27 protein-coding genes are annotated in these 25,469 nt (G+C 68.2%); 14 read left to right on the top strand and 13 right to left on the bottom strand.

Annotated elements, in window-relative coordinates:
- Nucleotides 1-284: 284 nt before the first annotated feature.
- The 3 genes from HCA44_RS01190 to HCA44_RS01180 form a co-directional block, all read right to left on the bottom strand.
- Nucleotides 285-959, bottom strand: a complete 675-nt coding sequence (locus HCA44_RS01190) for a response regulator transcription factor (RefSeq protein ID WP_169646696.1) — start codon at nucleotides 957-959, stop codon at nucleotides 285-287.
- Nucleotides 947-1,858, bottom strand: coding sequence for a histidine kinase (locus HCA44_RS01185; protein WP_346764508.1), 912 nt, complete (start codon nucleotides 1,856-1,858; stop codon nucleotides 947-949). The genes HCA44_RS01190 and HCA44_RS01185 overlap by 13 nt, the downstream gene beginning before the upstream one ends.
- A 182-nt stretch (nucleotides 1,859-2,040) precedes the next feature.
- The gene (locus tag HCA44_RS01180) at nucleotides 2,041-2,703 is read right to left on the bottom strand and encodes a DedA family protein (RefSeq protein WP_169646695.1); all 663 of its coding nucleotides are present in this window, start codon (nucleotides 2,701-2,703) and stop codon (nucleotides 2,041-2,043) included.
- An 801-nt stretch (nucleotides 2,704-3,504) separates the two neighbouring features.
- On the opposite strand from HCA44_RS01180, the gene HCA44_RS21220 reads away from it, so the two are divergent.
- Entirely contained in the window at nucleotides 3,505-3,747 is a 243-nt protein-coding gene (locus HCA44_RS21220) for a DUF4362 domain-containing protein (protein ID WP_169646694.1), read from the top strand.
- A 402-nt stretch (nucleotides 3,748-4,149) separates the two neighbouring features.
- Here HCA44_RS21220 and HCA44_RS01170 read toward each other — a convergent pair whose 3' ends face one another.
- A complete protein-coding gene (locus tag HCA44_RS01170; RefSeq protein WP_169646497.1) occupies nucleotides 4,150-4,440 on the bottom strand; it encodes a hypothetical protein in 291 nt (96 codons plus the stop codon).
- Between the two features lie 1,229 nt (nucleotides 4,441-5,669).
- Between HCA44_RS01170 and HCA44_RS20730 the strand changes: the two genes are divergently transcribed.
- Both HCA44_RS20730 and HCA44_RS01155 read left to right on the top strand, forming a co-directional pair.
- Entirely contained in the window at nucleotides 5,670-6,074 is a 405-nt protein-coding gene (locus tag HCA44_RS20730; RefSeq protein WP_240945218.1) for a hypothetical protein, read from the top strand.
- Nucleotides 6,075-6,667: 593 nt separating this feature from the next.
- Entirely contained in the window at nucleotides 6,668-6,901 is a 234-nt protein-coding gene (locus HCA44_RS01155; RefSeq protein ID WP_169646693.1) for a DUF3039 domain-containing protein, read from the top strand.
- Here the strand turns inward: HCA44_RS01155 and HCA44_RS01150 are convergent.
- Nucleotides 6,898-8,034: a YhjD/YihY/BrkB family envelope integrity protein gene (locus HCA44_RS01150; RefSeq protein WP_169646692.1), complete on the bottom strand. Its 1,137-nt coding sequence runs from the start codon at nucleotides 8,032-8,034 to the stop codon at nucleotides 6,898-6,900. The genes HCA44_RS01155 and HCA44_RS01150 overlap by 4 nt on opposite strands.
- Nucleotides 8,035-8,370: 336 nt before the next feature.
- Here HCA44_RS01150 and HCA44_RS01145 point away from each other — a divergent pair, with 336 nt between their 5' ends.
- On the top strand, nucleotides 8,371-10,071 hold the full coding sequence (locus HCA44_RS01145; RefSeq protein ID WP_169646893.1) for a DEAD/DEAH box helicase: 1,701 nt from the start codon (nucleotides 8,371-8,373) through the stop codon (nucleotides 10,069-10,071).
- Between the two features lie 100 nt (nucleotides 10,072-10,171).
- Here HCA44_RS01145 and HCA44_RS01140 read toward each other — a convergent pair whose 3' ends face one another.
- Nucleotides 10,172-10,366, bottom strand: coding sequence for a hypothetical protein (locus HCA44_RS01140; RefSeq protein WP_169646691.1), 195 nt, complete (start codon nucleotides 10,364-10,366; stop codon nucleotides 10,172-10,174).
- A gap of 263 nt (nucleotides 10,367-10,629) precedes the next feature.
- Between HCA44_RS01140 and HCA44_RS01135 the strand changes: the two genes are divergently transcribed.
- The 3 genes from HCA44_RS01135 to HCA44_RS01125 are packed head-to-tail and all read left to right on the top strand — an operon-like array spanning nucleotide 10,630 to nucleotide 12,760.
- Complete coding sequence (locus HCA44_RS01135; protein WP_169646892.1) at nucleotides 10,630-10,998, top strand: DUF952 domain-containing protein; 369 nt, start codon at nucleotides 10,630-10,632, stop codon at nucleotides 10,996-10,998.
- Between the two features lie 60 nt (nucleotides 10,999-11,058).
- On the top strand, nucleotides 11,059-12,018 hold the full coding sequence (locus HCA44_RS01130; RefSeq protein ID WP_169646690.1) for an L-lactate dehydrogenase: 960 nt from the start codon (nucleotides 11,059-11,061) through the stop codon (nucleotides 12,016-12,018).
- 16 nt (nucleotides 12,019-12,034) lie between these two features.
- Complete coding sequence (locus HCA44_RS01125) at nucleotides 12,035-12,760, top strand: class I SAM-dependent methyltransferase (RefSeq protein ID WP_169646689.1); 726 nt, start codon at nucleotides 12,035-12,037, stop codon at nucleotides 12,758-12,760.
- Between the two features lie 95 nt (nucleotides 12,761-12,855).
- Here HCA44_RS01125 and HCA44_RS01120 read toward each other — a convergent pair whose 3' ends face one another.
- Together HCA44_RS01120 and ppgK are read right to left on the bottom strand one after the other, a co-directional pair.
- Nucleotides 12,856-14,304, bottom strand: a complete 1,449-nt coding sequence (locus tag HCA44_RS01120; RefSeq protein WP_206037566.1) for an RNA polymerase sigma factor — start codon at nucleotides 14,302-14,304, stop codon at nucleotides 12,856-12,858.
- A 93-nt stretch (nucleotides 14,305-14,397) separates the two neighbouring features.
- Complete coding sequence (gene ppgK / locus HCA44_RS01115) at nucleotides 14,398-15,156, bottom strand: polyphosphate--glucose phosphotransferase (RefSeq protein ID WP_169646688.1); 759 nt, start codon at nucleotides 15,154-15,156, stop codon at nucleotides 14,398-14,400.
- Between the two features lie 98 nt (nucleotides 15,157-15,254).
- Here ppgK and HCA44_RS01110 point away from each other — a divergent pair, with 98 nt between their 5' ends.
- Nucleotides 15,255-16,163 (top strand): inositol monophosphatase family protein, encoded by a 909-nt coding sequence (locus HCA44_RS01110; RefSeq protein WP_346764534.1) that lies wholly within the window; start codon nucleotides 15,255-15,257, stop codon nucleotides 16,161-16,163.
- A 9-nt stretch (nucleotides 16,164-16,172) separates the two neighbouring features.
- On the opposite strand, the gene cei is transcribed toward HCA44_RS01110, so the two are convergent.
- Nucleotides 16,173-16,862: an envelope integrity protein Cei gene (gene cei, locus HCA44_RS01105; RefSeq protein ID WP_169646687.1), complete on the bottom strand. Its 690-nt coding sequence runs from the start codon at nucleotides 16,860-16,862 to the stop codon at nucleotides 16,173-16,175.
- A 479-nt stretch (nucleotides 16,863-17,341) separates the two neighbouring features.
- Between cei and HCA44_RS01100 the strand changes: the two genes are divergently transcribed.
- Nucleotides 17,342-17,641 carry a DUF4193 domain-containing protein gene (locus tag HCA44_RS01100; RefSeq protein ID WP_169646686.1) on the top strand — a complete coding sequence of 100 codons (300 nt, stop codon included), beginning with the start codon at nucleotides 17,342-17,344 and terminating at the stop codon, nucleotides 17,639-17,641.
- Between the two features lie 54 nt (nucleotides 17,642-17,695).
- Here HCA44_RS01100 and HCA44_RS01095 read toward each other — a convergent pair whose 3' ends face one another.
- Complete coding sequence (locus tag HCA44_RS01095) at nucleotides 17,696-18,175, bottom strand: DUF3093 domain-containing protein (protein ID WP_169646889.1); 480 nt, start codon at nucleotides 18,173-18,175, stop codon at nucleotides 17,696-17,698.
- 136 nt (nucleotides 18,176-18,311) lie between these two features.
- On the opposite strand from HCA44_RS01095, the gene dut reads away from it, so the two are divergent.
- Nucleotides 18,312-18,815 (top strand): dUTP diphosphatase, encoded by a 504-nt coding sequence (gene dut / locus HCA44_RS01090; RefSeq protein WP_169646685.1) that lies wholly within the window; start codon nucleotides 18,312-18,314, stop codon nucleotides 18,813-18,815.
- A 2-nt stretch (nucleotides 18,816-18,817) separates the two neighbouring features.
- Nucleotides 18,818-19,723, top strand: a complete 906-nt coding sequence (locus HCA44_RS01085; protein WP_169646684.1) for a DUF3710 domain-containing protein — start codon at nucleotides 18,818-18,820, stop codon at nucleotides 19,721-19,723.
- 47 nt (nucleotides 19,724-19,770) lie between these two features.
- Here the strand turns inward: HCA44_RS01085 and HCA44_RS01080 are convergent, their stop codons facing one another.
- Nucleotides 19,771-20,502 (bottom strand): alpha/beta fold hydrolase, encoded by a 732-nt coding sequence (locus tag HCA44_RS01080; RefSeq protein WP_169646683.1) that lies wholly within the window; start codon nucleotides 20,500-20,502, stop codon nucleotides 19,771-19,773.
- 137 nt (nucleotides 20,503-20,639) lie between these two features.
- Here HCA44_RS01080 and HCA44_RS01075 point away from each other — a divergent pair, with 137 nt between their 5' ends.
- A complete protein-coding gene (locus HCA44_RS01075) occupies nucleotides 20,640-21,017 on the top strand; it encodes an OB-fold nucleic acid binding domain-containing protein (RefSeq protein WP_169646682.1) in 378 nt (125 codons plus the stop codon).
- 116 nt (nucleotides 21,018-21,133) lie between these two features.
- A complete protein-coding gene (locus HCA44_RS01070) occupies nucleotides 21,134-21,850 on the top strand; it encodes a DUF3159 domain-containing protein (RefSeq protein ID WP_346764533.1) in 717 nt (238 codons plus the stop codon).
- A 20-nt stretch (nucleotides 21,851-21,870) separates the two neighbouring features.
- Here HCA44_RS01070 and HCA44_RS01065 read toward each other — a convergent pair whose 3' ends face one another.
- The gene (locus HCA44_RS01065; protein ID WP_169646681.1) at nucleotides 21,871-22,575 is read right to left on the bottom strand and encodes a TrkA family potassium uptake protein; all 705 of its coding nucleotides are present in this window, start codon (nucleotides 22,573-22,575) and stop codon (nucleotides 21,871-21,873) included.
- Nucleotides 22,576-22,609: 34 nt separating this feature from the next.
- Nucleotides 22,610-23,272, bottom strand: coding sequence for a TrkA family potassium uptake protein (locus tag HCA44_RS01060; protein ID WP_169646887.1), 663 nt, complete (start codon nucleotides 23,270-23,272; stop codon nucleotides 22,610-22,612).
- A gap of 210 nt (nucleotides 23,273-23,482) precedes the next feature.
- Here HCA44_RS01060 and HCA44_RS01055 point away from each other — a divergent pair, with 210 nt between their 5' ends.
- Nucleotides 23,483-25,465 carry an APC family permease gene (locus tag HCA44_RS01055; protein WP_169646680.1) on the top strand — a complete coding sequence of 661 codons (1,983 nt, stop codon included), beginning with the start codon at nucleotides 23,483-23,485 and terminating at the stop codon, nucleotides 25,463-25,465.
- Nucleotides 25,466-25,469: the final 4 nt, after the last annotated feature.

The following is a 25,469-nucleotide window of genomic DNA, read 5'->3' as shown; positions in this document are numbered from 1 at the left end:
TTCCCGTGTTCGAGCGAACAGTGTGCGTTGCGCGCAGTTCACGCCCCAGGCAGGCTGCCTGCTCCGTCACGCCGAGATGGACGCTGCCCGAGCCGGTCTTCATACGCCATGGGGGAAGCTTGGCCTCCAAGATTCCGACGCGCATCGAAGCTGGCATGCCGGCGCGGCGGCGCCCTTCGGCCGGGGCCTGCCACGATCAGGCCCCGCCACATGGCAGATCAATCATTGACGGTCCTGAGACAACCTAAGCCCGCAGACCCCGAGTCGATTGCGCTGCTGCTCCGTCAGTCCGGGTCAGAACTGATGAAGGCGTTGGTGCTCTCGAGGTACAACAGGACCGCGCGCACTCGTCTGCTTCGATCGGAGTCGCGGGGGAGGTTGAGTTTCGCGAAGATCGAGTTGACGTGTTTCTCCACACCGCTGACAGACATGTGGAGGCGGTCGGCGATACCGGCGTTCGTCAACCCTTGAGCGAGCGTTTCGAGCACTTCACGCTCACGATCGGTGAGTTCGGTGAGCGGATCGGATCGCCGTGCTTTGGTGAAGAGCTGCCGGACGACCTCGGGATCGAAGGCAGTGCCGCCGGCAGCGACACGCTCGATGTCAGTGAGGAACGCCGCGACGTCCGAAACGCGATCCTTGAGGAGGTATCCGATACCGCCCATTCCGCTCGTGAGCAGGGCAGTCGCGTTGCGATGCTCAACGTACTGGGACAGAACGAGCACGGCCAGGTCGGGATGTTCTTTCTTCAGCCGGTGGGCAGCATCGATGCCCTCCGTCGAGAACGTTGGCGGCATCCGCACGTCCAGCACGACGAGGTCCGGAACCTCCCGCGATACCGCGTGATGTAGTTCGACCGCGTTTCCCACAGAGGCCACGACCTGGTGGCCTTCCTCGGTGAGCAGCCGGGACAACCCTGCGCGGAGTAGCGCTGAGTCCTCAGCGATCACGATGCGCACGGAATCCTCGCTTCCAGGACGGTCGGCCCCCCTGGTGGGCTGTGGACCGAGAACATGCCATCGAGAGCGGCGACGCGTCGCTGCAGACCGGTTAGCCCCGTTCCGGACGGGTCGGCGCCTCCGGACCCGTTGTCGACCGTGGTGAGCGTAACGGTTCTCTCGTCCGATGCAACAGCCACGGCAACTCGATTGGCGCCGGAGTGTTTGGTCGCGTTCGTAACAGCCTCGGCAGCAACGTAATACATGGCTGCCGCAACGTCGTGGGGAGGCTCCGACAGGATCCGCACATCTAAGTCCACAGGCAGAAACGTGTGTGCTGACAACCCTTCCAAGGCTGCCGCGAGTCCGTGTTCGTCGAGGACGGCGGGATAGATTCGCCAAGCCACGTCTCGCAGCTCAGCGAGAAGTGCCTGCGACTGCGCGACTGCGTGGTCGAGGTCGGCCACCAAGTCACCGTGAGCGCGCTCAGCCTTGCGGCGCGCGCGGCCGATGGAGAGTGCGAGCGCCACAGCCCGTTGTTGTACATCGTCATGGAGGGCGCGTTCGATTCGCCGCCGTTCGTCGTCAATCGCCGCGATGACGTCCGCGCGGGTTCGCCGGAGTTCGCTCAGGCGGTTCTGGGCTGCATCGTTACCGAGGGTGCGTAGTGCTAGTCGAACATCCCATTGCCCGAGAATCGCTGCCAAGCGCACCGCCAGGTAGATCGCGATTGCGGAAATCGCGAGCGACACGATGCCGTCAGCTGGTGGAATGCGTCCGGTCGACAACAGGACCAGGCCCCAGCCCGCGTACCCCGCACTGGCGACGAGCACCAGCACAATGACGAATCCGGCCATAGGGCCGTACGCGAGGCGGCCGAGCAGATACCCCGAAGGATCGCGATCAGGAAGATCGCGCACAGACTCAGCGTCGTACCAGCGAACCAGACGCCGACGATCTCTCTCCGCTGCTCGGCGGGCTGATTCCAGCTTTCCAACGGCTAACGTCGCGGCGCCCGACACGGCGCTCGCCGTGCCGAGCACGCTCCCGGCTATGCAACGACAGGCCTCCGCGAGCGTGCGTCGAGGATGTTGGAACATTGTCACGATCCGACCCTACGGGCTCGAAGGGAGCGGACACGACGGACTACGAACAGCGTGACGGCCACCGCGCCGACAACGATCACCAGCTTCTGTAGCACGTCCGCGTACGGTTCCACGGCGCCCCAGTTCTCGCCGAGGCCATACCCGGCGAGCACGAATGCCGAGTTCCACAGAGCACTCCCGGCAGCCGTCAGGAGGAGAAAGCGCCCAGGAGGCATAGCCTCGACCCCGGCAGGAACTGACACCAGGCTGCGAACGAGCGGGACCATACGGCCGAGGAACACCGCCTTGGCGCCGTGGCGGGAGAACCACTCTTCGCTGCGTTCGAGGTCCGTCGTAGTCACCAGCGGCATCTTCGCAACCAGCGCGTACATGCGCCGGCGCCCGACTGCACGCCCTATGAAGTACAGCAGCAATGCACCGATGATGGAGCCGAGAGTGGTCCACAAGAGGGCTGCGCCGAGGGAGATCTCGCCGCGGGAGGCGGCGAACCCGGCAAGCGGCAGAATCACCTCGCTCGGTATCGGCGGAAACAGATTCTCCGCAGCCACTGCAAGGCCCGCTCCCGGAGCTCCGAGGAGCTCCATCAGGTCGACCGCCAAGCCAGCAAGGCCGTCGAGTTCGACAGTACTGCTTTGCGAAGCGCCAAGTATGAGATCCATGGACCGAAGGTTATGAGTGGATAACGTCCTCTTCCCTGCGGTTATCAGCCTGATTCCCATCATTACGGGTGAGGATTCCCGCATCCTGCCGCACCTGCCGAAGAGTGCGTCTGGTCGACATGTGTCCGCTCCCTGCAAGGCGCCAACACTGCAGCAGCGGCTTTCGTCGTGCGCGTCGTGCGCTCCGCAGTGACGCTGTTGGCTGGTGGAACGGTTGCCGTCCGGGCTTCTCGAAGCCGACCTTCGCGATACCCTGCGCACCCCGGCCCACGTCGCCCCAGATGTCGCAACCGCAGCCCACGCCGGCGGGCACGTCGACCGGTGCGACCGGCCTGCGATGCGACTGTCGGGGTGGCGGCTCAATGACCGGAGGAGGCTCGGCGCGGTGTCGTCGCCAGGCGCGCATTTCGTCGTCGGCGAGGCGGTCGGACTTGCTCGCGTAGACAGGGTGAGGGAAAGCTTCTTGTTTCCCAATCATTTTCGCATTGTCTCGACCGGGACACCGGTGTGACCTATCAGGGATAGATGGGGGTGATTCGTCAGGCGTGAGTGGCGGGTGCCGACGCCTCGAAGTCAATGCTGCATCTAATCTGTCGTCACGAGGGCGGGGAGGACACAGGTAGCGATGCGGTGTGTCCCCTTCGTCATCCTTTTCGCCACCGTCGCCGCGCTTGTCTACTTCAGCCAAGAGCGTCCGTCCACGCCGACGTCGGCCGAAATCATCTGGCGCTCCGCACTGCCGAGTTGCGGCGCCGCGGCGCCGCGCCCGGAACCGAGCCGCAGGAGCCATTCACCCCGACGGTGACGGACTGCCTGCCGGAAGGCAGAGAACACGGTGGCGGCGAGTTCGCGCTCACTTCGTATACGACCGAGGGCGACCCCATCGTGTACTACCTGCGTACCGCGGCCGGCACGAATGAGGTCGAGGTGCTGGTCGACTCGTCTCAGGACCAGTTCGGAGGCGGGCCCGGCTGGCGCAGCATCACCTGCACGATCGCCGAACTCTCACCTGACCTGCTGCGCGACTGCATGTCCAGGTACTGAGCACCTCCGGGAGACATGGGCCTCGTGATGTCGCACGCTGAAATCTGGTCCGCAATCACCGTCGAGGGCGGGCAATTCGAGATCGATCGCGGTCATTCAGCCGCCGACCGAAGACCCCCGCCGCCGACTGCGCACCTACATGGAGGACTGACCAGATGGCCACACGCCCGGGCAACTTCATCACCACCAAAGAACACCGCCGGTTCGCCGAGTTCGCCGACACCGTCCGCCGCGAGGCCACCATCGGAATCTGCTACGGCCCAGCCGGAGTCAGCAAAACCCTCTCCGCCCGCCGCTACGCCCGCTGGGACAAAGCCGAACCACTCCTCGAGGATTGGGACCACGAGACAAGGACGCTGAACGCCCAATCAACGCCGCCCTCGCACGCACCCGCACCATCGTCTACACCCCATACACCGGACCACCGTCCGACGCATCCGTGAAGACCTCGCCCGGATCGCCACCCGTGCCAGCGTCTGCATCGGCGAGCAGACCGACCCCGCGGCCCGCTGCGACCGTATCCAGCTCCGCATCATCGACGCATCCGAACGCCTGACCACCAGTGCCCTCGAGATGCTCCGCGACGAATAAGACCGCGGCGAGCACCGGCTGATCCTCATCGGCATGCCCGGCATCGAATAATGCTTCTCCCGCCATGGCCAGCTCTACAGCCGTGTCGGGCTCGCCCACCATTGCCGTCCCCTAACCAACGACGAGCTGACCTTCGTCCTGACCCGCCACTGGCGCACCCTCGGCCTCGACCTCAGCGACGACGACTTCGCCGACACCCAAGCCATCGCCGCCATCGCCCCCCATAACCTCCGGAGACTTCCGGCCCCTCCAGCGTCACTTCACCCAGATCCGCCGCATCATGACGATCGACGAACTGACCACGATCACCGCCGACGTCGTTGAAGCCGCCCGCAGCACCCTCGTCATCGGCGCCACGTGACCCCACTGCGGCAAGGCCGCCACTCACCCCTGATGAATCACCGTCATCTATCTCTGAAGGTCACACCGCGGCTGCCGCGCTCGTTCGGTGGCGTCCGAATACGACCGATTGTCGGACAGTCCGAGCCAAGCGTCGATCGAATGGTGCGATTGTGTACGTATGACTCGAGAGTTGCGGGACCTGCCGCCGCTTCCGGAATCGAAGGTCGAGCGCGGGCAAGCAGTGATCTACACGGGGCTCGACGAGGGGCGCGACATCTTCGATCCCGAGACAAGGCCACAAGTACTCAGTGCGGGCCATCCAGGACGGATCATCTACCCGAACCCGGCACATGTGATAGTCGAATGGGTAGGACTCGAGCACGAACCGGCGAGCCAAGGATCTGGTTTCTGCGTCGAGTGGCCGGACCGACAAGTGGGGAATGGGTTCGTTCCGGGACTGAGCCTCATCGGTGAGGCCGAGTACATGGCTAGGCGAGACGCACTGCTTGCAGAGATTTCGGGCTCTTCCCGATCGGGAGTGCATGACACCGGTTCGCGGCTGACGGGGTGAGGCACAAGATGTAGGCGGGTCCTGGGGTGTGACGATGAGGGTTCCTACACGCCTTGTCGACCACCCACCGGACCATGTCTGAGCCTACGTGCCTTGTCGCCGACACCATCTGCCGATCCGTCGAACTCGGGGTCACCATCACCGGTGCCGCCATCACCGACGACCTCACCCACATCGAGTGCCGGCCCGTCGAGCACGATCCGACGTGCCCGGTGTGCGGACAGCCGGGACGGCTGCGCGACCGCGTCCTGACCGATCTGCCGGTAATCGGGCACCCCACCCGGTTGCGGGTCCGCCACCGTGCTTCACGTGCTCGGACGATGGATGCGAGGTGATGATCTTCCGGCAGCGGATCGACAGAGTCGCCGCTCCGAAGGCGACAACTACGCGTCGGTGCGCCCGCTGGATCCTGCAGCGGTTGGCGGTCGACAAGATGTCGGTCGCCGCGGTCGTTCGAGCGTTGGGGTTGGGCTGGAACACCGTCAACGCGTTGGCGGGTGCGCTGACCCGCGAGCTGGTGTTCGACCGCCCCGGACATCTCGACGGTGTCCGCTACCTCGGGGTCGACGAGCACAAGTGGAAGCACAGCCATGGCCAGGGCGAGCCCGATTTCGTGACGGTGATCGTGGACCTGACTCCGGTGATCGACGGCACCGGGCCTGCCCGCCTGCTCGACATAACGAATGCGCGCGGTAGCTTCCGGGGTGGGCGGGCAATGCGCGGTGCGTGCGATAACGATGAGCTGGAAAGGGTTTGTGTTGTGCGGTGTGGCGTGGACTGCGAGGCGCAGCAGTCTGAGCGTGCGGGTCGACGGGAGCGGTGAGGAAGGCGCGCAGGTATGGCGATCCGGTGCGCCCAGTCCTTCCCGCAAGCAGTAATCCTGCTGGTCCGTGCCGATTAGGTGCATGACGCCGTCGTGGACGCGTGTCGCGAACAGGCGGGTATGAATTACGCCAGCACGAGTGCGATCGTGGGCGCGACCCTGGCCCTCATCTCCCGCTCGATCGCCTGTGGCGACGGTTGCGTTTCCAAGGCCCACCACAGTGCCGCTGCACGGTGGCAGGAACACCATCCAATGCGTTCGCGTCGCGTGCGGCAGCCTCGGAGTAGAACGGCATCGAGTACGCGACAGCGCCCGGGGGCCGCCTCGCCCAGAGCGGGCATACACAACCGTGGACGAGATCGTCCGCCATCATGCGTGCAACTCCAGGACGAATCCGCAGTGGCTCGCACTTCCGGAACGACACATCGCCCGCGAGTACGAGCCGGCGGACCAGCCCATCTGTGTCGGGGATCATCGGTGCACCGTACGCGCGACGCGACCAGCGAGTAGGAAACCGCGGGCAAAACTCCGATGCCTATCGTTCTGATTCGGTGCACACGCGCCGGAAGGCGACGGTGCGGCATTATTGACCTATGAGCACCCAGATCAAGGAACGCCCCGACGTCTCGACCGACGAGACCACCGACGACGACGCGCCGAAGGTCTTCCACTACGTCAAGAAGAACAAGATCGCCGAGTCCGCTGTGATGGGCACGCACGTGGTGGCGCTGTGCGGTGAGGTTTTCCCGGTCACCAAGTCGGCCAAGCCGGGCTCGCCCGTGTGCCCCGACTGCAAGAAGATCTACGAGCAGATGCGCAAGGACTAGCGTCCTTCCGGCGACGCGTCGTCGTGTGACGGCGCGGCGTCCGGCGGCCGCGCGTCGAGGTCCATCCGGTCCGGTCCGTCCGCATCGGGTTCCGTCGAGGTGGTGCGCAGCGGTCCGATTCGCATCGGTGTCGTCGCGAATCGTTTCGTGATCGCTGTCATCGGTCCGGTCGGATTGGCCGACGTCTGCGCCGCGAGCCAGTCCCGCACCTGCTCGATGCGCGTCGCCCGCGCGGGCCAGAACTCCTGGACCGTCGCGTTGAACTCCGCGCCGAGGACGACCGCGAAGCCGAGGAAGAATGTGAACAGGAGGAACGCGATGGGGGCGGCGAGCGCGCCGTACGTGTAGCCGGTGCCGGTGAGCCAGGTCAGATAGGTGCGCAGCACCGTGCTCGCGGCGACGAAGAAGGCGCCGGCGAGCAGCGCACCGCCGAGGAGCCGATGCCACGGCAGCGAGCGCGGCAGCGCCACCTTGTAGAGCGTCGTGAGCCCCACGATCAGCAGCAGGAACACCGCGGGGTAGTACAGCGTGTCGACCAGTCGGCTGCCCAGGTCGTGCCACGAGTCGGGCAGCATCCGCCCGATCAGCGTGGGCCCGAGCGCCACGAGCGGCAAGGTGAACACCGCGAGCACCAGGAACACGACGTAGAGCAGCAGTGCGAACACCCGCTGCCACACCGGGTGCCGTTCGTCCGCCTGGCCGTGTGCCGCGACGATCGAGTCGACGAATGTAGAGATCGCCGACGAACCGGCCCACAGCGACAGCAGAAAACTCAGTGACACGACCTCGGCGCGGCCCCGCGCGAGCATGTCCGCGACGGTGGGCCCGATGATGCTTTCGACGACGTTCTCGCTGAACACCGTCCGGCTGAAGCTGATGATCTTCTCTTCGATCAGGTCGACCGTCTGCGGGCCGAACCACCCGAGCATTCCGAGTAGGCCCAGCAGCAACGGCGGCAGCGACAGCGTCTGCCAGAACGCGGCCGTCGCGGAACGACCGAAGATCGAGTCGTCCCACGACTTCTCCGCGGTGCGCACGACGAATCGCACGGTGCGGCGGATCGGGTGACGGCGAGCCGGCGCGTCACCGTTCCGTTCGTCTCGCCCGGCGTGGCGTGCTGCGGATTCGGTCATGTCGGCCTCCAGCATCCCAGGACACGCGGCCGAATGGCGCCTGCGACCCCCGACGTGTCGCCGTGGGTCTGCTCGGTGGCGCCCATGCGGGGTGAGTGTTGCGAACACGACTGTGTCGCGTTTCGGATCCGGTCGGCTCCGAGCGATAGGCTGCACGGCGATGTTCACTGCACGAGCCACATCCCCCGCACGCACCACCGGCGCCGCTCACGCACCGTTCGGCACCCCAGTTCGGCTCGATACCGCCGAGGAGGGCCGGTCGTGAGCGCCGATCCGGTCGACACTGCCACCGAGCTCGACCCGACCGGTGTCGGGGAGGACGCTCGGACGGGCGAACTGCGCGCGACAGGCGGCCAGTTGCGCGCGTGGCAGCGCCGCGCGCTCACCAAGTACCTCGCCACCAAGCCGCGCGACTTCCTCGCGGTCGCGACGCCCGGCGCGGGTAAGACGACGTTCGCGCTGCGGGTCGCGTCGGAGTTGCTGCGCGACCGCACCGTCGACCAGATCACGGTCGTCGCACCCACCGAGCACCTGAAACACCAGTGGTCCGAGTCCGCGGCTCGCACGGGCCTCGCGCTCGACTCGCATTTCACGAACTCGACCGGCCAGACGTCGAGCGACTACCACGGCGTCGTCGTCACCTACGCGCAGGTCGCATCGCACCCCTTCCGGCACCGCGTGCGCACCGAAGCACGACGCACCCTCGTCATTCTCGACGAGATCCACCACGGCGGCGACGCCCGCAGTTGGGGCGAGGGCATCCGTGAGGCGTTCGGCGACGCCACGCGTCGTCTGGCGCTCACCGGCACCCCGTTCCGCAGCGACGACAGCCCCATTCCGTTCGTCACCTACGAGCCGGACGGCGAAGGCCACATGCGGTCGAAGTCCGACCACTCGTACGGCTACTCCGACGCCCTCGCCGACGGCGTCGTGCGGCCCGTCGTGTTCCTCGCGTATTCGGGCGAGGCGCGGTGGCGCAACAACGCGGGGGAGGAGTTCAGTGCGCGGCTCGGCGAGCCGCTCAGCGCCGAGCAGACGGCGCGCGCATGGCGCACCGCCCTCGATCCTGCGGGCGAGTGGATCCCGTCCGTGCTGCACGCGGCGGACGTCAGGCTCGCACAGTTGCGCGCGGGTGGCATGCCCGACGCAGGTGGCCTGGTCATCGCGTCCGATCAGACCGTCGCGCGCGCGTACGCGCAGATGCTCGCGACCATGACGGGAGAGGAACCCACGCTCGTCCTGTCGGACGATCCCACCGCCTCGTCGCGCATCGCGCAGTACGCGGCGAGCGACCACAAGTGGATGGTCGCGGTGCGCATGGTGTCCGAGGGCGTCGACGTGCCTCGCCTCGCGGTCGGCGTCTACGCCACCAGCGCGTCGACGCCGCTGTACTTCGCACAGGCGATCGGCCGGTTCGTCCGTTCGCGGCGCAAGGGCGAGACCGCGTCCGTGTTCCTGCCGTCGGTGCCGGTGCTGCTCGATCTCGCGAGCCAGCTCGAGGCGCAGCGCGATCACGTGCTGGGTAAGCCGCACCGGCAGAAGGAGGGCTGGGACGACGATCTCGTCAGCGACGCGAACCAGCAGAAGGACGAGCCGGGCGAGGACGAGAAGGCGTACACGTCGCTCGGCGCCGACGCAGAACTCGACCAGGTCATCTACGACGGCTCCTCGTTCGGAACGGCCACGTTCTCGGGGAGCGACGACGAGGCCGACTACCTCGGGTTGCCCGGTCTGCTCGACGCCGAACAGATGCGCGCCCTGCTGCGCAAGCGTCAGCAGGAGCAGATCGACAAGCCCGCGGCCGCGGCCGCACCGCCCACCCCGCCGCCCGCGGTGTCCGAGCGCGTCGCGTCGGCCGAACAGCTCGGCAAGCTGCGCAAGGAACTCAACTCGCTGGTCGCGATGCACCACCACCGCACCGGCAAACCGCACGGTGTCATCCACGGCGAACTGCGTCGTGTGTGCGGTGGACCGCCCACCGCGATCGCGAGTGTCGAACAGATCGAAGCGCGCATCTCGAAGCTGCGGAGCTGGTGATCGGGCACCAGCCGTCGGACACGACGAAGGCCCACGAGTACGTACTCGTGGGCCTTCGTCCGTGACGGCGCCGGCGTCGCGCCGCGCGGCACGGGAGCTGTCAGACTGCCGCGCGCTCGTCCGCCACGATGGTTGCCTTGACCTCGCGCAGGCGTTCCTCATGCTCGTTGGCGTGGTGTCCGCAGAAGAGAAGTTCTCCGCCGCCGGGAAGCAGGGCGCGAACACGCGCGCCGGCTCCACAGCGATCGCAACGATCGGCCGCGGTCAATGGGGGATTGGTCAGTGTCTCGGGCATGACTCCTCCGTACTGGCTCCTGGCCTCGGATGGCCGTTCGCCTTTGGGGCCTTGGTCCGCCGCGGCGGTGTGCGCGGTAGTTCCACTCTGTCAGACGTTTCGCGTTCACGCCGTGTTCCCGGAACCGTATGTCGTCCTTCTCACGCGGGCATTGCGGAATACGCCCATGTCGGAGTACCCGGGCAGGTCGCGGCGCGTCCGCGCTGTTCGCTCACGGCGCATCCCGCTACGGTGGGAGCGTGTCGAATCAGCGCGCGGGCGACATGACCGAGGGGCTCGAACTCGTGCATCTGTGCTCCCGTGCCGAGTGGGAACGCTCCCGTGCGGAGGGTGAGCGGCGGCCGGACGGCTTCGACCCACACGGCGCCGCCGCCGACCGTTTCGTACACCTGTCGACACCCGAACAGGTCCACCTCCCCGCGAATCGTCTCTTCGGGGGCCGCACCGACATGGTGATGCTTCGGCTCGACGCGGCCCGACTCGGTGCACCCGTGCGATTCGAGCCCGGCGTCCCCGCCGACCCGGACGGCATGCGCTTTCCGCACCTGTACGGACCGATCCCGGTGGACGCGGTGTTCGCGGTCGATCCGTACCTGCCCGGCGACGACGGCACCTTTCCGCCGCTGCGCTGACGCGGCAGTCGTGCGCCGATCCGGCCCCGCGGCCGACGTCGGCGCGCGATCATGGTGGACATGACGTCGGCGACGAGCGAGGTGGCGAAGGTCTCGATTGTGGGTGCGGGCAGCGTGGGAGTCGCGATCGCCTACGCGGCGTTGATTCGCGGCACCGCAGGCACCCTCGCGATGTACGACCTGGACGGCGCCCGCACGCGGGCCGAGGTGCTCGATTTGAACCACGGTTCGCAGTTCGTGCCCCGCTGTCACGTCATCGGTTCCGACGACGTCGCGATCACCGCGGGCTCGGCGGTCGTCGTGGTCACCGCGGGCGCGAAACAGAAACCCGGGCAGAGCAGACTCGACCTCGCGGGTGCGAATGTGCGGGTCGCCCAGCAACTCACCCCCGAGTTGCTGAGACACTCGCCCAACGCCGTGATCCTGTACGTCACCAATCCGGTCGACGTCGTCACGATGGCGGCGCTCGAGGCGGGCAACGGGGACCGGTCGCGGATCTTCGGTTCGGGCACGCTGCTCGACACCAGCCGGCTGCGTTACCTGATCGGCCGCCGCGTCAACCTGACGGTCGCGAATGTGCACGCGTACATCGTCGGTGAGCACGGCGACTCCGAGATCCCGTTGTGGTCGAGCGCGATCATCGGTGGCACGCCGCTGCACGACTACCGCACCGCGACCGGCGTGGTGTTCGGCGAACCCGAGCGTCGCGCGATCGCCGACGAAGTGGTCGGCGCCGCCTACGAGATCATCAAGGGCAAGGGTGCGACCAATCTCGCGATCGGGTTGTCGACGGTCCGCATCATCGAAGCCGTGCTGCGCGACGAACGCGTCGTGCTGCCGGTGTCGACGCTGCAGACCGGAGCGGTCGGTGTGTCGGGGGTGTGCCTGTCGCTGCCGACGGTGGTGTCCGCGCGTGGCGCCGAACGCGTTCTCGACGTCCCGATGTCGGACGACGAACGCGCCGCACTGCACGATTCGGCCGAGACTCTGCGCCGCACACAGAGAGAACTCGGCCTGTGAACGGAGAACTCGGCCTGTGAAGGAGGACGACACCTCCACTCGTGCGCAGTCGTTCGGTTCGGCCGTCGACGAGTACCGCGCAGGCAGGCCCGACTACCCGGAGCAGTTCGTGCGCCTGGTCGTGCCGGAGAGCGCCCACACGGTCGCCGACGTCGGCGCGGGCACGGGCAAGCTGACCGCGGTGCTGCGGCGACTCGGTCACGACGTCACCGCGATCGATCCCGATCGCCGGATGCTCGACGCACTCGGCGACAGCGCACCCGAGGTGCGCACGCTCGTCGGCGCGGGAGAGTCGCTCCCGCTTCCGGATTCGTCGGTCGACGCCGTCACCTACGGGCAGGCGTGGCACTGGGTCGACGCGGCCACCGCATCGTGCGAGGCGGCACGGGTGCTGCGGCCGGGTGGGGTGCTCGTCCTGATCTGGAACATCCGCGACCCGGGCGACTCGTTCGCGCGGGCGCTCGACGATGCGATCGGGTCGTCGCCTGCGGAAACGCTGATCGACACCGGTGGTCCGGAGGTGCGGGCCCCGTTCGCAGGATTCACCCACCGCACGCACTCGTGGACGCGGACGATGTCGCCGGCCGGCCTCGACGCGATGGTGCGTAGCCGGAGCCCGTACCTCGCCGCGGACGACGCGCAGCGTCTCCGCGTGCTCGCAGCCGTCGCGGATCTCACCGGCGGCCGCGAGGTACGGCTGCCGTACGTGACACATGCGTACGTCGCCGCGGTACCCGGCTGACCCGAACCTCGCCGAACCCGGACACGACGACGGCCCGCCGTAAGGCGGGCCGTCGTGACAAGGGCGTCTCGAGGGACTCGGGGTCGCCGAGAAAATCAGTCGAGGTAGTCGCGCAGCACCTGCGAACGCGACGGGTGGCGCAGCTTCGACATCGTCTTCGATTCGATCTGACGGATGCGCTCGCGCGTGACGCCGTAGACCTGGCCGATCTCGTCGAGCGTGCGCGGCTGGCCGTCGGTCAGGCCGAAACGGAGCCGCACGACACCGGCTTCGCGCTCGGACAGCGTTTCGAGCACCGACTGCAGCTGATCCTGGAGCAGCGTGAACGACACCGCGTCGACCGCGACGACCGCTTCCGAATCCTCGATGAAGTCGCCGAGCTGGCTGTCGCCCTCGTCGCCGATCGTCTGGTCGAGAGAAATGGGCTCGCGCGCGTACTGCTGGATCTCCAGCACCTTCTCCGGCGTGATGTCCATTTCCTTGGCCAGCTCCTCCGGCGTCGGCTCGCGGCCGAGGTCCTGGAGCAGCTCGCGCTGGATGCGGCCCAGCTTGTTGATGACCTCGACCATGTGCACCGGGATGCGGATGGTGCGCGCCTGGTCGGCCATCGCGCGCGTGATGGCCTGGCGGATCCACCACGTCGCATACGTCGAGAACTTGTAGCCCTTCGTGTAGTCGAACTTCTCGACGGCACGGATCAGGCCGAGGTTGCCCTCCTGGATGAGGTCCAGGAAGGCCATGCCGCGGCCCGTGTAGCGCTTCGCGAGCGACACGACGAGACGAAGGTTGGCCTCGAGCAGATGGTTCTTCGCGCGGTTGCCGTCGCGGCAGATCCAGTTCATGTCGCGGCGCTGCGCGACGGGGAGCTTCTCGCCCTTCTCGGCGAACTCCTGCATGAGCTGGGTGGCGTACAGCCCGGCCTCGATGCGCTTGGCGAGCTCGACCTCTTCTTCGGCGTTGAGCAGCGCGACCTTGCCGATCTGCTTGAGGTACGCGCGGACCGAGTCGGCCGATGCGGTCAGCTCGGCGTCCTTGCGTGCCTGACGCAGCGCCTCGGACTCCTCCTCGTCCCACACGAAGTCGCCGGAGGCCTTGTCCTTCTCGCTGGGCTCTTCGACCTCGTCGTCCGCGACCTCGACCTCGTCGGTTTCCGCGAGGTCGCCGTCTGCGACGTCGATGTCGTCCATGTCGACCTCGGCGTCGCCGTCCCCGGGCTCACCCTGCTTGGCGGTCGCCTTCTTGGCCGCGGTCTTCTTCGCGGCCTTCTTGGCGGGAGCTTTCTTGGCGGCTGTCTTCTTGGCAGCCGCCTTCTTCGCGGGCGCCTTCTTGGCTGTCTTCTTGGCCGCGGGAGTCGAGCCGTCGACCTTCGTGTCGCCGCTCACCTCTTCGGCGGCCGGCGCATCCGGTCCTGCGGACTGTGCATCGGGGTCAGCAGTCTGACGTGTATCGGTGGCTGCCACGTACGCCCTTTCGTGACGGTGTCGTGCGGCGTCGCGCCAGAGTGTCGTCCGGCGGAGAGGTCTACTGATTCGGCCGGCGCGCAGCCGGGCCCCTTCATTGTAACGACCGGATCGGTAGAGGCTGTAACGACCGACGTGAACGGAGCGTCGCAGTGAACCCTTTCTCCCGCCGTGACCTCACGCCCGGCGGGCCGCGGCCTCGGCTGCCGCCATCGCGCCACCGACGATGCCCGCGGTGTTGAACAGCTGCGCCGGCACGACCTTCGTGCGATTCGTGAGGTGGGGAATCCACTTCTCGTGTTTGCGGCTGATGCCGCCGCCCGCGATGAACAGGTCGGGCCACAACAGGGCTTCGTAGGTTTCGAGAACGAGCGACACCTCCTTCGCCCAGCGCTTGTAGCCCCAGCCCTTCGCCTGTCGCGCACCCGACGACGCGCGGTGCTCCGCCTCCTTCCCGCGCACCTCGAGGTGACCGAATTCCGTATTCGGGACGAGATCGCCGTTGTGGATGATGGCCGAGCCGATACCCGTGCCGAAGGTGAGCAGGATGACGACGCCTTCGAAATCCTTGCCCGCGCCGTAGCGATCCTCGGCCTTGCCCGCAGCGTCGGCGTCGTTGAGGATCGCGACGTCCCGGCCGCCCAGTATGGTGCCGAACAACGCTTTCGCGTCGGTGCCGATCCAGGCGTGGTCGATGTTGGCCGCGGTGCGGACGATGCCCTCGGTGACGACGCTGGGCAGCGTGATGCCGACCGGCCCGTCCCACCGTGCCTGCCGCACGATCTCGAGGACCGTCGCGGCGATCGCGTCCGGCGTGGCCGGCTGCGGGGTGAGGATCTTGATCCGGTCGCCGACGAGTTCGCCGGTGTCGAGGTCGACGACGCCACCCTTGACGCCGCTGCCGCCGACGTCGACCCCGAAACTCGTGTTGGTCATCCGCGCTCCCTGTGCCGTGCCGCCCGAACAGCGTCCGCCGTTCCGACTCGAAGATTAGTTGTTCGCATGGTTCCGTGTGATGCGATGGAGCGGTGAGCATTCCGGGATCGTCTTCGCAGTCCACCCCGTCCGCATCCTTCTACGACGAGCTGCGGCGCGTCGCGGTCGACGTCGCACTCGAGGCCGCCGAACTGGTGCGGTCGACGCGGCCCGCACTGTTCGGCCGGTCCGGTACCGCCCGCGCCGAGGCAGGCTCGGTCGCGGCCAAGTCCACCGCAACCGATCCGGTCACGGTGGTGGACACCGAGTCGGAGCGGCTGATCCGCACGCTGCTCGCGCGCCTGCGCCCCGGCGACGCGATCCTCGGCGAGGAAGGCGGGGAGCAGGCGGGAGCGGACGCCGACGGCGTTCGGTGGGTCGTCGATCCGATCGACGGCACCGTGAACTTCCTGTACGGCCTGCCGGCCTATGCGGTGTCGATCGCGGCGCAGATCGGCGGCCGCTCGGTCGCGGGCGCGGTCGTCGACGTCGCGGCGGGCGACGTGTACAGCGCGGCGGCAGGTGGCGGAGCGACGGTCGCCGACCCGTCGGGCGACGTGAGCACGCTGCGGTGCAACCGGGTGACCGACCTGTCGATGGCGCTCGTCGCCACCGGCTTCGCATACAGCGCGACCCGCAGGCGTGCGCAGGGCGAGCTCGTCGCCGCGTTGTTGCCGCGCGTGCGCGACATCCGGCGTGTCGGCTCCGCAGCTCTCGATCTGTGCATGGTCGCCGCGGGTCGTGTCGACGCGCACTACGAGCACGGGCTGAGCCCGTGGGACTGGGCAGCGGGCGCGCTGGTGGCGGCCGAAGCGGGCGCGGTGCTCGTGCTGCCCGACGCGGAGTCGACGGGAGCCGACGGGCGGCTCACGGTTGCCGCGGCACCCGGTATCGCCGACGAGATGGCGCGTGTGTTCGCGGAGCTGGGTGTCGACCGAGCACTGCCGGAAGGGGCGAGCCGGGCGTGAGCGCCGGGGTCAGCAGCGTGCGCTGCGGGCCGCGGCGAGCAGGTCGGGATCGAGCGGTGCGGCCTCGGTGTCGGGCGACGCCTCGGCGAGTGCGCGCAACACCTCGTCGGCATCGGTGTTCGGCGACAGCTTGCCGAAGTACGTGCCGAGCGCGAGATCGACGACGTCGTCGGTGCGCTCGTCCTGGATGAGCTCGGCGCACGGGGCGACCAGCCACACCGCGCTCGCGGCCGCGAGGCCGTTGGGACCGAAACGCACCTGGCCCTGACACTGCAGGTTCTGGTCGACGTAGACGGGGTCGTTGCCGGCCTGCACGTCGGGGGCGCTCGCGAAGCCGTAGTCGCTCAGTTCCGCGGCCACCTGCGCGGCCTGGCCGTGTTCGCCGTTGCCGTTGTACACGCGGACCTTCGCGGCCGACAGCGGCGCGGGCGCGACGTCGGCCAGCACGTCCGAGTCGACGCGTTCGCCGAGCGGAGGGGGAGTGGGCGCATCGGGTGCGAGCGGCTGCGAGAGCGTCGGATCGTTGCACGTGACCGATGCGGCGGACGCTTCCGACGTCGTGGTGAGCACCCGGATCCACACCGCGACCGCGACGACCGCGAAGACCGTGAGCAGCACGATCACCGGTGTCGCCCGGCGCCGACGGAACGGGCGACCGTGCCTGTCGGTGGAGCTGCCCTCGGTGATCAGTGAAACCACAGTGTCCTCGACTTCTCCCTAGCGGACCCGCGACCCTGCGCGGGTGCCTGTCCCGGTCGATCCCCCGTGCGGTGGGAACGCACCTCACTCTAGAGTGCCGCGGCCGTGGTGACCGACAGCACGCCGACACGCCCGGCCGTGCAGGGCACGGGGAGCCGGTTACGCGCCGGGTGTGCCGGTGGGCTAGTGTCTGCCCGCCCGGGCCGACGGAGATCGCGTCCGGAGCGCAGCCTGCGCCGTCGGCGCGGAGTGCGCGCCGGCCCGGATCGCTGCTGGTCGGGGAAGTGAGGCAGATCATGATTTCTCTTCGCCGATTCGGGCACCAATGGAGCGGCACGGGCGTTGTGCAAAGCCGGGACGGCAATCTCGTCCCGGTGCTGGTGCCTCCCACGAGCGGGTCATGGCATGTGCACGGCCGATCGCGCGCCCAACGAAGGTGCGTGCGGAGGCCACGGAAGAAAGATGAGGAACGAACAGATATGGCGACTGATTACGACGCCCCGCGGCGGACCGACTCCGACGAGGTGTCGGCGGATTCGCTCGAGGAGTTGAAGGCGCGGCGCAACGAAGCGCAAGCCGCGGTCGTGGATGTCGACGAGTCGGAGACCGCGGAGTCGTTCGAACTCCCGGGTGCCGACCTGTCCGGCGAGGAACTGTCGGTGCGTGTGGTGCCGAAGCAGGCGGACGAGTTCACGTGCTCGAGCTGCTTCCTCGTCCATCACCGCAGCCGGCTCGCCAACGAAGGTTCCACCGAACTGTTGTGCCGCGACTGCGCATGAGTGCAGGTCACGGTCGCCGCGGTGGTCGGACTTCCGACCGCCGCCGCGACACGGTCACCGTGATGCGCGGGCGCTCTCCAGTGCGGCGACGACCTCCGCGGGCTTGCGGGTACTGACCAGCCAGTAGGGCGTCGGATCGTCCGGGTCGTCGAGTACGACGAGCACCATCGGCTTGACCCACACGCGGTGTTGCACGAACGCGGCCGGATCCAACTGCCTGCCGAGTGCCGCGCTCTTCGCGGTGCCGGGGACCTCGGCGACCCGGGCGATCACCGACACCGGCAGCCGCGCGTCGCCGACTCGGAACAACGGACCGTCCGATGAGCCACCGTTCCCCGCGTCGCCGAGTACCTCGACGCGCAACCGGCCGAGCCACAGCATCACGCCGCCTGCGAGCGGCAGCAGGATCACGTAGGGCAGCCACGCCCGCAGCCCGGGCGCACCCATGTGCACCTCCGCGGCGAGGAGCGCTGCGACGGCGAGGGCTGCGACCCACCACCACACCGGCACCCGGAGGCGTTCGGAGTACAGCACCGACTGCACAGGCCGGGGCTGCCCGTACTCGGACGAGGTGCGCGGATGCGAAGGCGTATCGGACACGGGGTCCAGGATAGTGTGCCCGGCGGCGGTGCGGTCCCGCCCGGGTGGTGTGCGAGTAGTCTCGACCCACGTGAGCGACCTTCCACCGATTGCCCTCCAGCGACTCGACCCCGAGCTCCCGTTGCCGCGCCGTGCGCACCCCGAAGACGCGGGTGTCGACCTGCACAGCACCACCGACGTCGTGATCGATCCCGGCGAGCGTGTCCTGATCGGTACCGGCATCGCGATCGCCCTCCCGGTCGGCACGGTCGGTCTGATCCATCCGCGTTCCGGGCTCGCGGCCCGCGCGGGACTGTCGATCGTGAACACGCCGGGCACCGTCGACGCCGGCTATCGCGGCGAGATCAAGGTGTGCCTGATCAACCTCGATCCGGCTACCCCGATCGAGATCCGGCGTGGCGACCGGATAGCGCAACTGCTCGTGCAGCGAGTCGAACTCGTCGAGTTCACCGAGGTGGATGCGCTCGACGACACCAGCCGCGGGGTCGGTGGGTACGGGTCGAGCGGCGGCCATGCCGGTCTCGCCGCGACGCAGCACCCGCGGCAGTCAGCTGTCTCGATCGAAGGAGCCTGATCATGTTCGGACGCCGCAAGAAGAACGACGCCGCTGCCGACGACCGCTACGACGAGGCGGCTCGATACGACGAGTACGACGAGTACGACGAGTACGACGAGTACGACGAGGTCGACGGCCGGGAAGAGGGCGGCGACGATTTCGATCGGGTCGAGCCGTCGGACGGTGGACCCTACGACTTCGACGACCTCGACGACGACGTCGATCCGGCCGCGGGCAGGCTCGACCTCGGTTCGGTCCTCGTGCCGATGCCGCAAGGCGGCCAGATCCAGGTCGAGATGGCGCAGAGCGGCGCGCCCCAGGCCGTCCACATCGTGACGCAGCACGGCCGGATCACCGTCGCCGCGTATGCCGCACCCAAGTCGCCGGGACAGTGGCGCGACGTCGCCTCGGAACTCGCCCAGTCGCTGCGGGACGACAAGGCGGACGTCAGCATCGAGAACGGCCCGTGGGGGCGCGAGGTGTTCGCGGTCACGCCGAACGCGGATCTGCGTTTCCTCGGCGCCGACGGCTACCGCTGGATGGTGCGCGTCGTCGTCGCATCGCCTGCGGGCAACAACGCGGCCGACTCACCGCTCGCGACCACCGCTCGGATGATCCTGCGCGAGACGATCGTCAAGCGTGGCACCGAGCCGCATCCGGTGCGCACGCCGTTGCCGATCGTGCTGCCTGCACCGCTCGTCGAGCAGCTCGAGGCGGCGCAACAGCAACAGCGCGAACAACTCGCCGCCCAGCAAGCCCAGGCAGTGCAGCCACCGGCGGGCACGCCGGAGGGGGCGGGTGCAGGCCAGCCGCCCGTGCCACAGCAGCCGCCCGCGCAGCAACCTCCCGCGCAGCAGCCGCCCGCACAGCCCGGTGGACCCCGACGCGGCGAATCGGGTTCGGCGATGCAACAACTGGGACGCTGACGCCGCGCGCCACCTGGATGCTGACGCCTCGCGGCACGCACGCGCTGTCAGGCTTGCAGTGCCCGTTCGAGTGCGTCGGCGGCCCGCTCGCCCAGCAGCGCCGGGCGTGCACCGATCTCGTCGAGGGTGAGCTCACACATCCGGCTACGAGGCAGATGCCGGTTCCACTCCGCGGCAACCGCGTGCGGGTGCACCGGGTCGTCGGTCGCAGCGGCGATGCCGACGGCAACACCGGTGCGGACCAAAGCCTCCGCGTCCGGGGCGTGTCGACGGCCGGCTTCGTCGAGTGCGTTCGGCAGGCCCGGCCACTGCGAGTGCCACGAGCGGGTGAGTGCCGCGGCGAGCCAGTCCGGGCTCGTGGCCTGCATGTGGGTCAGCACGGCGTCGAGGCCCTGCGCGCGGAGTGACTCCGCGGTCATGCGTGCGCTCACCGCAGCGGGCGCGCGCACGGGGTCGCCGGTCCACGGCGGGAGCGCCGCCAGGACGCCGAATGTCTCGAATCCCCTTTCGGCGCGCCGGGCGGCCCAGTCGAGTGCCACGACGGCACCGAGCGAGATTCCTCCGACGACGACCGGTCCGCGCTCCGCGGCGTCCTCGAGCGCCCGTTCGTAGCTCGCGACGACCGCATCGGGATCGGGTTCGACCGCGACGACCGTCCGTACCCCGCGGGCACGCAGCGCCGACGCGAACGCGGCGTGCGCGAAGGTGGCGTCGGAGCCCGTCCCGGGCAGGACGACCGCGGCATCGGGCCAGGTGAGCGTATGTGTTGACGACAGCACACGACGATACTGCCGAACCGGCGTGACGGCGGTGACACCGGTGTAGTTGTCGAGACCAATCCGGGCTACAGTGGCGGGTAGTACAGCATCGTCACCAGCGGTGGCCGACCGGCCGCCGCGCACCTCAGGAGCTCGCCATGGCATCCGCGACGGCCGGTTACCTACGTCGCATCACCCGCCGCCTCACCGAGGACGTGCAGGACAGGGACGCGCAGGAGATGGCCGACGAGTCGCTCGCGTCGGGCGCGAGCCACGCATGCGACTGTCGCCGCGGCGACGAGGTCACCATGCTGGGCAGGCTGCGCAGCGTCGAAACACCCCCGAAGGGCGGCAATCCGTCGGTCGAAGCCGACTTCTTCGACGGCACCGACGAGATCCGGCTCGTGTGGATCGGGCGTCGCCGCATCCCCGGTATCGAGACCGGCAAGCGGTTGCTGGTGCGCGGTCGCGTCGGCGAACGAGACGGCCGCAAGGTCGTGTTCAACCCGTACTACGAGCTGAGGGACGACTCCTGACCGATGCTGCACACGGCGGCACTGTGGTTCGCGCGTGACCCTGTGGCACTCTCGATAGAGTGACCGACTCGAACAACCCGATCTCCGGCGAGCGCCCGGCCTCTCCCGAGCGCCCGATCTCGGACGAGCACACCGACGACGCCCGCGAGCCGTCGATTCTCGACCAGCTCGGCGGACTCAGCGGTCTCGTCTACTCGTCGGTGCCGATTCTGGTGTTCGTGCCGGTCAACGCGCTCTGGAATCTCACCGTCGCGATCTGGACGGCACTCGGTGTCGCCGCCGCGATCATGGTCGTACGCCTGATCCGCCGCGAACCGCTCCAGCCCGCGGTGTCGGGCTTCTTCGGCGTCGGTATCTCGGCCTTCATCGCGCACCGCACCGGCGACGCCAAGGGCTACTTCCTGTTCGGCATCTACACGAGCCTCGTGTACGCCGCGGTCTTCGTCGTGTCGATCGCGGCGCGCTGGCCGCTCGTCGGCGTCATCTGGGGCTTCCTCAACGGGCACGGAAGCCTGTGGCGTGGCACGCGCGGCGCGGTGCGCGCGTACGACATCGCGACCGCCGCATGGGCCGTCGTGTTCGCGGCGCGTTATCTCGTGCAGTCGCAGCTGTACGACTCCGACCACACCGGTTGGCTCGCCTTCGCGCGTATCGCGATGGGCTGGCCGCTCACCGGCGTCGCCCTCGTCGTCACGATCTGGGCCGTGCGCCGTGCGGACCGGCTCGTCGAACCTCCGCTCGCTGCAGACGAACCAGAGGACCCCGAGCTCGACGTGGACGAACTCGACAAGACCGTCACATCGCGTCGTCCGCGTGGTCGCCACGCGCGCTGACGCGTTGCCCGCCCGGCGGGTCAGGGGATGTGCGGCGGCTCCGCGTCGTCGCCCGAGTGTGCGGGTTCGGCCAGGCCGACCGCCGCGCGCAACTCGTCCTCCGCGTCCGCGGTGGACACGAACAGGATCTCGTCGCCGCCCTCGAGTGGATCGTCCGGCTGCGGAACGATGACCCGTCCGCCGCGCAGGATCGTCACCAGCGACGCGTCGCGTGGCAGCTCGAGCTTGCGTACCGGCTTGCCGGCGAGTGCGGTGTTGTCGGGCAGCGTCACCTCGATCAGGTTCGCCTGCCCCTGACGCAATGTCATGAGGCGCACGAGATCGCCGACGGCGACGGCCTCCTCGACGAGCGAGGCCAGGATGCGCGGCGTCGACACCGCGACGTCGACGCCCCACGAGTCGTCGAAGAGCCACTCGTTGCGCGGATCGTTGACCCGCGCCACGACGCGGCGCACCCCGAACTCCGTCTTGCCGAGCAGGCTCAGGACCAGATTCGCCTTGTCGTCGCCGGTCGCGGCGATCACGACCTCGTAGCGTTCGAGATGAGCCGACTCGAGCAGACTCAACTCGCAGGCGTCGCCGTGCACCCACGTCGCCTGCGGCACCGCCTCGGGTTCGACGTGCTCGTACTTGCGCTCGATGAGCATCACTTCGTGATCGGCGCGCAGCAGCTCGCGTGCGATCGAACGGCCGACAGCGCCGGCTCCGGCAATGGCGACTCTCACAGACTCGATCCGTTCACGTAGCAGGGCATGTGGCTCATTCTTCGTCGGGTGCTTGCTCGGCGAGCGCGATCGCCTCGGCGACCGTGCCGGACACCGCGGCGACGTACACGTCGTCCTCGGCCTGGATGACGGTCTTCGCGTTCGGCAACAGCCCGGTGCCGAACCGCACGAGGAATGCGACACGGGAACCGGTTTGCTCCTCGAGCTCGAAGACGCGCTTGCCGCGCCACCCGTCGTGCAGCCGCAGCTGCGTGACCGCGACGGTGCCGGACGGGTCGCGCCACTTCGCGAGCTCGTTGTCGCGGGTGAGGCTCGTCAGGAAGCGGTCCGTCGACCAGGGGACGGTCGCGACCGTGGGAATGCCGAGACGTTCGTACACGGCGGCGCGTTTCGCGTCGTAGATGCGGGCGACGACCCGTTCGACACCGAACTGTTCGCGCGCGACGCGGGCCGCGATGATGTTCGAGTTGTCGCCCGAGGACACCGCGGCGAACGCTTCGGCGCGCTCGACCTCCGCCTCGGCGAGCACACCGCGGTCGAAGCCCATTCCGACGACCGTGCGGCCGGGGAACTGCGGGTCGAGCCGCAGGAAGGCGGTGGGGTCCCGGTCGATGACCGCGACCTCGTGTCCGATACGGGTCAGCGCGTCGGCAAGGGATGAACCGACGCGTCCGCATCCCATGATGACGACGTACACCGTGACGACTCCGTTTCGCGTGTGCACGAGCGCAGGGGCGGTCCCGGTGGGTGCACACCGGATCGAACCGTACAGCTTTCGACTACGACAGCAACCTGCGGTGCGGCGGGCTGAACCACCACCGTACGCAGCGGAGCGGACACTCGTTGCAATACGGACACGGGAGGTACTGGGCGCCCCGTGGTGCGTTGCACGGCCTACGCTCGGCAGGTGGCCAACGTATCGACCGCCGCCAAACGGCTCCTGCTCGGTCGCCCTTTCCGGAGCGACACCCTCGGGCACACGCTCCTTCCGAAGCGGGTCGCGTTGCCGGTGTTCGCGTCGGACGCGATGTCGTCCGTTGCGTACGCGCCCGAAGAGATCTTCCTGGTGCTGTCCGTCGCGGGTATCTCGGCGTACGCGTACACCCCGTGGGTCGGTCTCGCGGTCGCCGCGGTGCTCGCGGTCGTGGTGGCGAGCTACCGCCAGAACGTGCAGGCGTACCCGTCGGGCGGGGGCGACTACGAGATCGCGACCGTCAACCTCGGCCCCACCGCAGGCCTCACGGTCGGCAGCGCGCTCATGGTCGACTACGTGCTCACCGTCGCGGTGTCGATCTCGTCGGCCGCGTCGAACATCGGCTCCGCGGTTCCGTTCGTGGCGCAGCACAAGGTGTTGTTCGCGGTCGCCGCGATCGTCGTGCTCACGGCAGTCAACCTGCGTGGCATCCGCGAATCGGGCATCGCGTTCGCGATCCCGACGTACGCATTCGTGGCCGGCATGCTCGTGATGCTCGGGTGGGGGCTGCTGCGCACGTACGGTTTCGGCGACGACCTGCGCGCCGAGTCGTCGCATTTCGAGCTGGTCGCAGAGGACTCGCACCTCTACGGCATCGCGTTCGCCTTCTTGATCGCGCGCGCATTCTCTTCGGGGTGCGCCGCGCTGACGGGTGTCGAGGCGATCAGCAACGGTGTCCCCGCGTTCCGCAAACCGAAGGCACGCAATGCGGCCACCACGTTGTTCATGCTCGGCGCGATCGCGATCGTCCTGCTGATGGGCATCATCACGCTCGCACAGAAGATCGGCATCGTGTACGCGCACGACCCGGAGGCACAACTGGTCGGCGCGCCGGAGGGCTACCACCAGAAGACGCTCATCGCGCAGATCGCCGAGACGGTCTTCGCGGGCTTCCCGATCGGCTTCTACTTCATCGCGGTCGTCACCGCGCTCATCCTCGTCCTCGCGGCGAACACCGCGTTCAACGGATTCCCGGTCCTCGCATCGGTACTCGCGCAGGACCGCTACCTGCCGCGCCAGTTCCACACGCGCGGCGACCGTCTCGCGTTCAGCAACGGCATCCTGTTCCTCGCGGGCGCGGCGATCGCGTTCGTCGTCGTGTTCGGCGCCGAGGTCACCGCACTGATCCAGCTCTACATCGTGGGTGTGTTCGTGTCTTTCGTGCTGAGCCAGACCGGCATGATCCGGCACTGGACGCGGGCGCTGCGCAGCGAGACCGAGCGGCCCGCGCGGATGCGCATGTTCCGGTCGCGGGCGATCAACACGCTCGGGCTCGCCATGACCGGGGCGGTCCTCGTCATCGTCCTCGTCACCAAGTTCCTCGTCGGCGCGTGGATCGCGATCGTCGCGATGGTCGCGATCTTCGTGGTCATGAAGCTGATCCACCGGCATTACGACCGGGTCTCCCGCGAGCTCGAGCAACAGGAGTGGGACGGTGTCCTGCCGAGCCGCACCCACTCGATCGTGCTGGTGTCGAAGCTGCACATGCCCACGCTGCGCGCCCTCGCCTACGCCCGCGCGACGAGGCCCGACACGCTCGAGGCGATCACCGTCAACGTCGACGACGCGGACACCCGGCAGCTCGTGCGCGAATGGGAGAACAGCGACGTCACGGTGCCGCTCAAGGTGATCGAGTCGCCGTACCGCGAGATCACGCGGCCTGTGCTCGACTACGTGCGTCGCGTGCGCCGCGACTCGCCGCGCGATGTCGTCACGGTGTTCATCCCGGAGTACGTCGTCGGTCACTGGTGGGAGCAGTTGCTGCACAATCAGAGTGCGCTACGGCTCAAGAGCCGGCTGCTGTTCCAGCCCAACGTCATGGTCACGAGCGTGCCGTGGCAGCTCGAGTCGTCGCGCTATTCGAAGGTGCTCGATCCGCACCACTCGCCGGGCGCGAGCAGGCGCGGTTTCGAGTAGCGGT

The sequence above is a fragment of the Rhodococcus sp. HNM0569 genome, assembly GCF_012726205.1.
In the GTDB taxonomy this organism is placed as follows: Bacteria; Actinomycetota; Actinomycetes; order Mycobacteriales; family Mycobacteriaceae; genus Rhodococcus_F.
This window is presented reverse-complemented; position numbering and strand designations above follow the sequence as displayed.

What these genes read in the sequence shown, in the direction of transcription:
- HCA44_RS01100 (WP_169646686.1), top strand. Translation starts at nt 17,342, where the DNA reads ATGGCGACTGATTACGACGCCCCGCGGCGGACCGACTCCGACGAGGTG.
- HCA44_RS01180 (WP_169646695.1), bottom strand. Translation starts at nt 2,703, where the DNA reads ATGGATCTCATACTTGGCGCTTCGCAAAGCAGTACTGTCGAACTCGAC.
- HCA44_RS01130 (WP_169646690.1), top strand. Translation starts at nt 11,059, where the DNA reads ATGACGTCGGCGACGAGCGAGGTGGCGAAGGTCTCGATTGTGGGTGCG.
- ppgK (WP_169646688.1), bottom strand. Translation starts at nt 15,156, where the DNA reads ATGACCAACACGAGTTTCGGGGTCGACGTCGGCGGCAGCGGCGTCAAG.
- HCA44_RS01140 (WP_169646691.1), bottom strand. Translation starts at nt 10,366, where the DNA reads ATGCCCGAGACACTGACCAATCCCCCATTGACCGCGGCCGATCGTTGC.
- HCA44_RS01170 (WP_169646497.1), bottom strand. Translation starts at nt 4,440, where the DNA reads ATGGTGGGCGAGCCCGACACGGCTGTAGAGCTGGCCATGGCGGGAGAA.
- HCA44_RS01075 (WP_169646682.1), top strand. Translation starts at nt 20,640, where the DNA reads ATGGCATCCGCGACGGCCGGTTACCTACGTCGCATCACCCGCCGCCTC.
- HCA44_RS01085 (WP_169646684.1), top strand. Translation starts at nt 18,818, where the DNA reads ATGTTCGGACGCCGCAAGAAGAACGACGCCGCTGCCGACGACCGCTAC.
- HCA44_RS01155 (WP_169646693.1), top strand. Translation starts at nt 6,668, where the DNA reads ATGAGCACCCAGATCAAGGAACGCCCCGACGTCTCGACCGACGAGACC.
- HCA44_RS01150 (WP_169646692.1), bottom strand. Translation starts at nt 8,034, where the DNA reads ATGACCGAATCCGCAGCACGCCACGCCGGGCGAGACGAACGGAACGGT.
- HCA44_RS01135 (WP_169646892.1), top strand. Translation starts at nt 10,630, where the DNA reads ATGACCGAGGGGCTCGAACTCGTGCATCTGTGCTCCCGTGCCGAGTGG.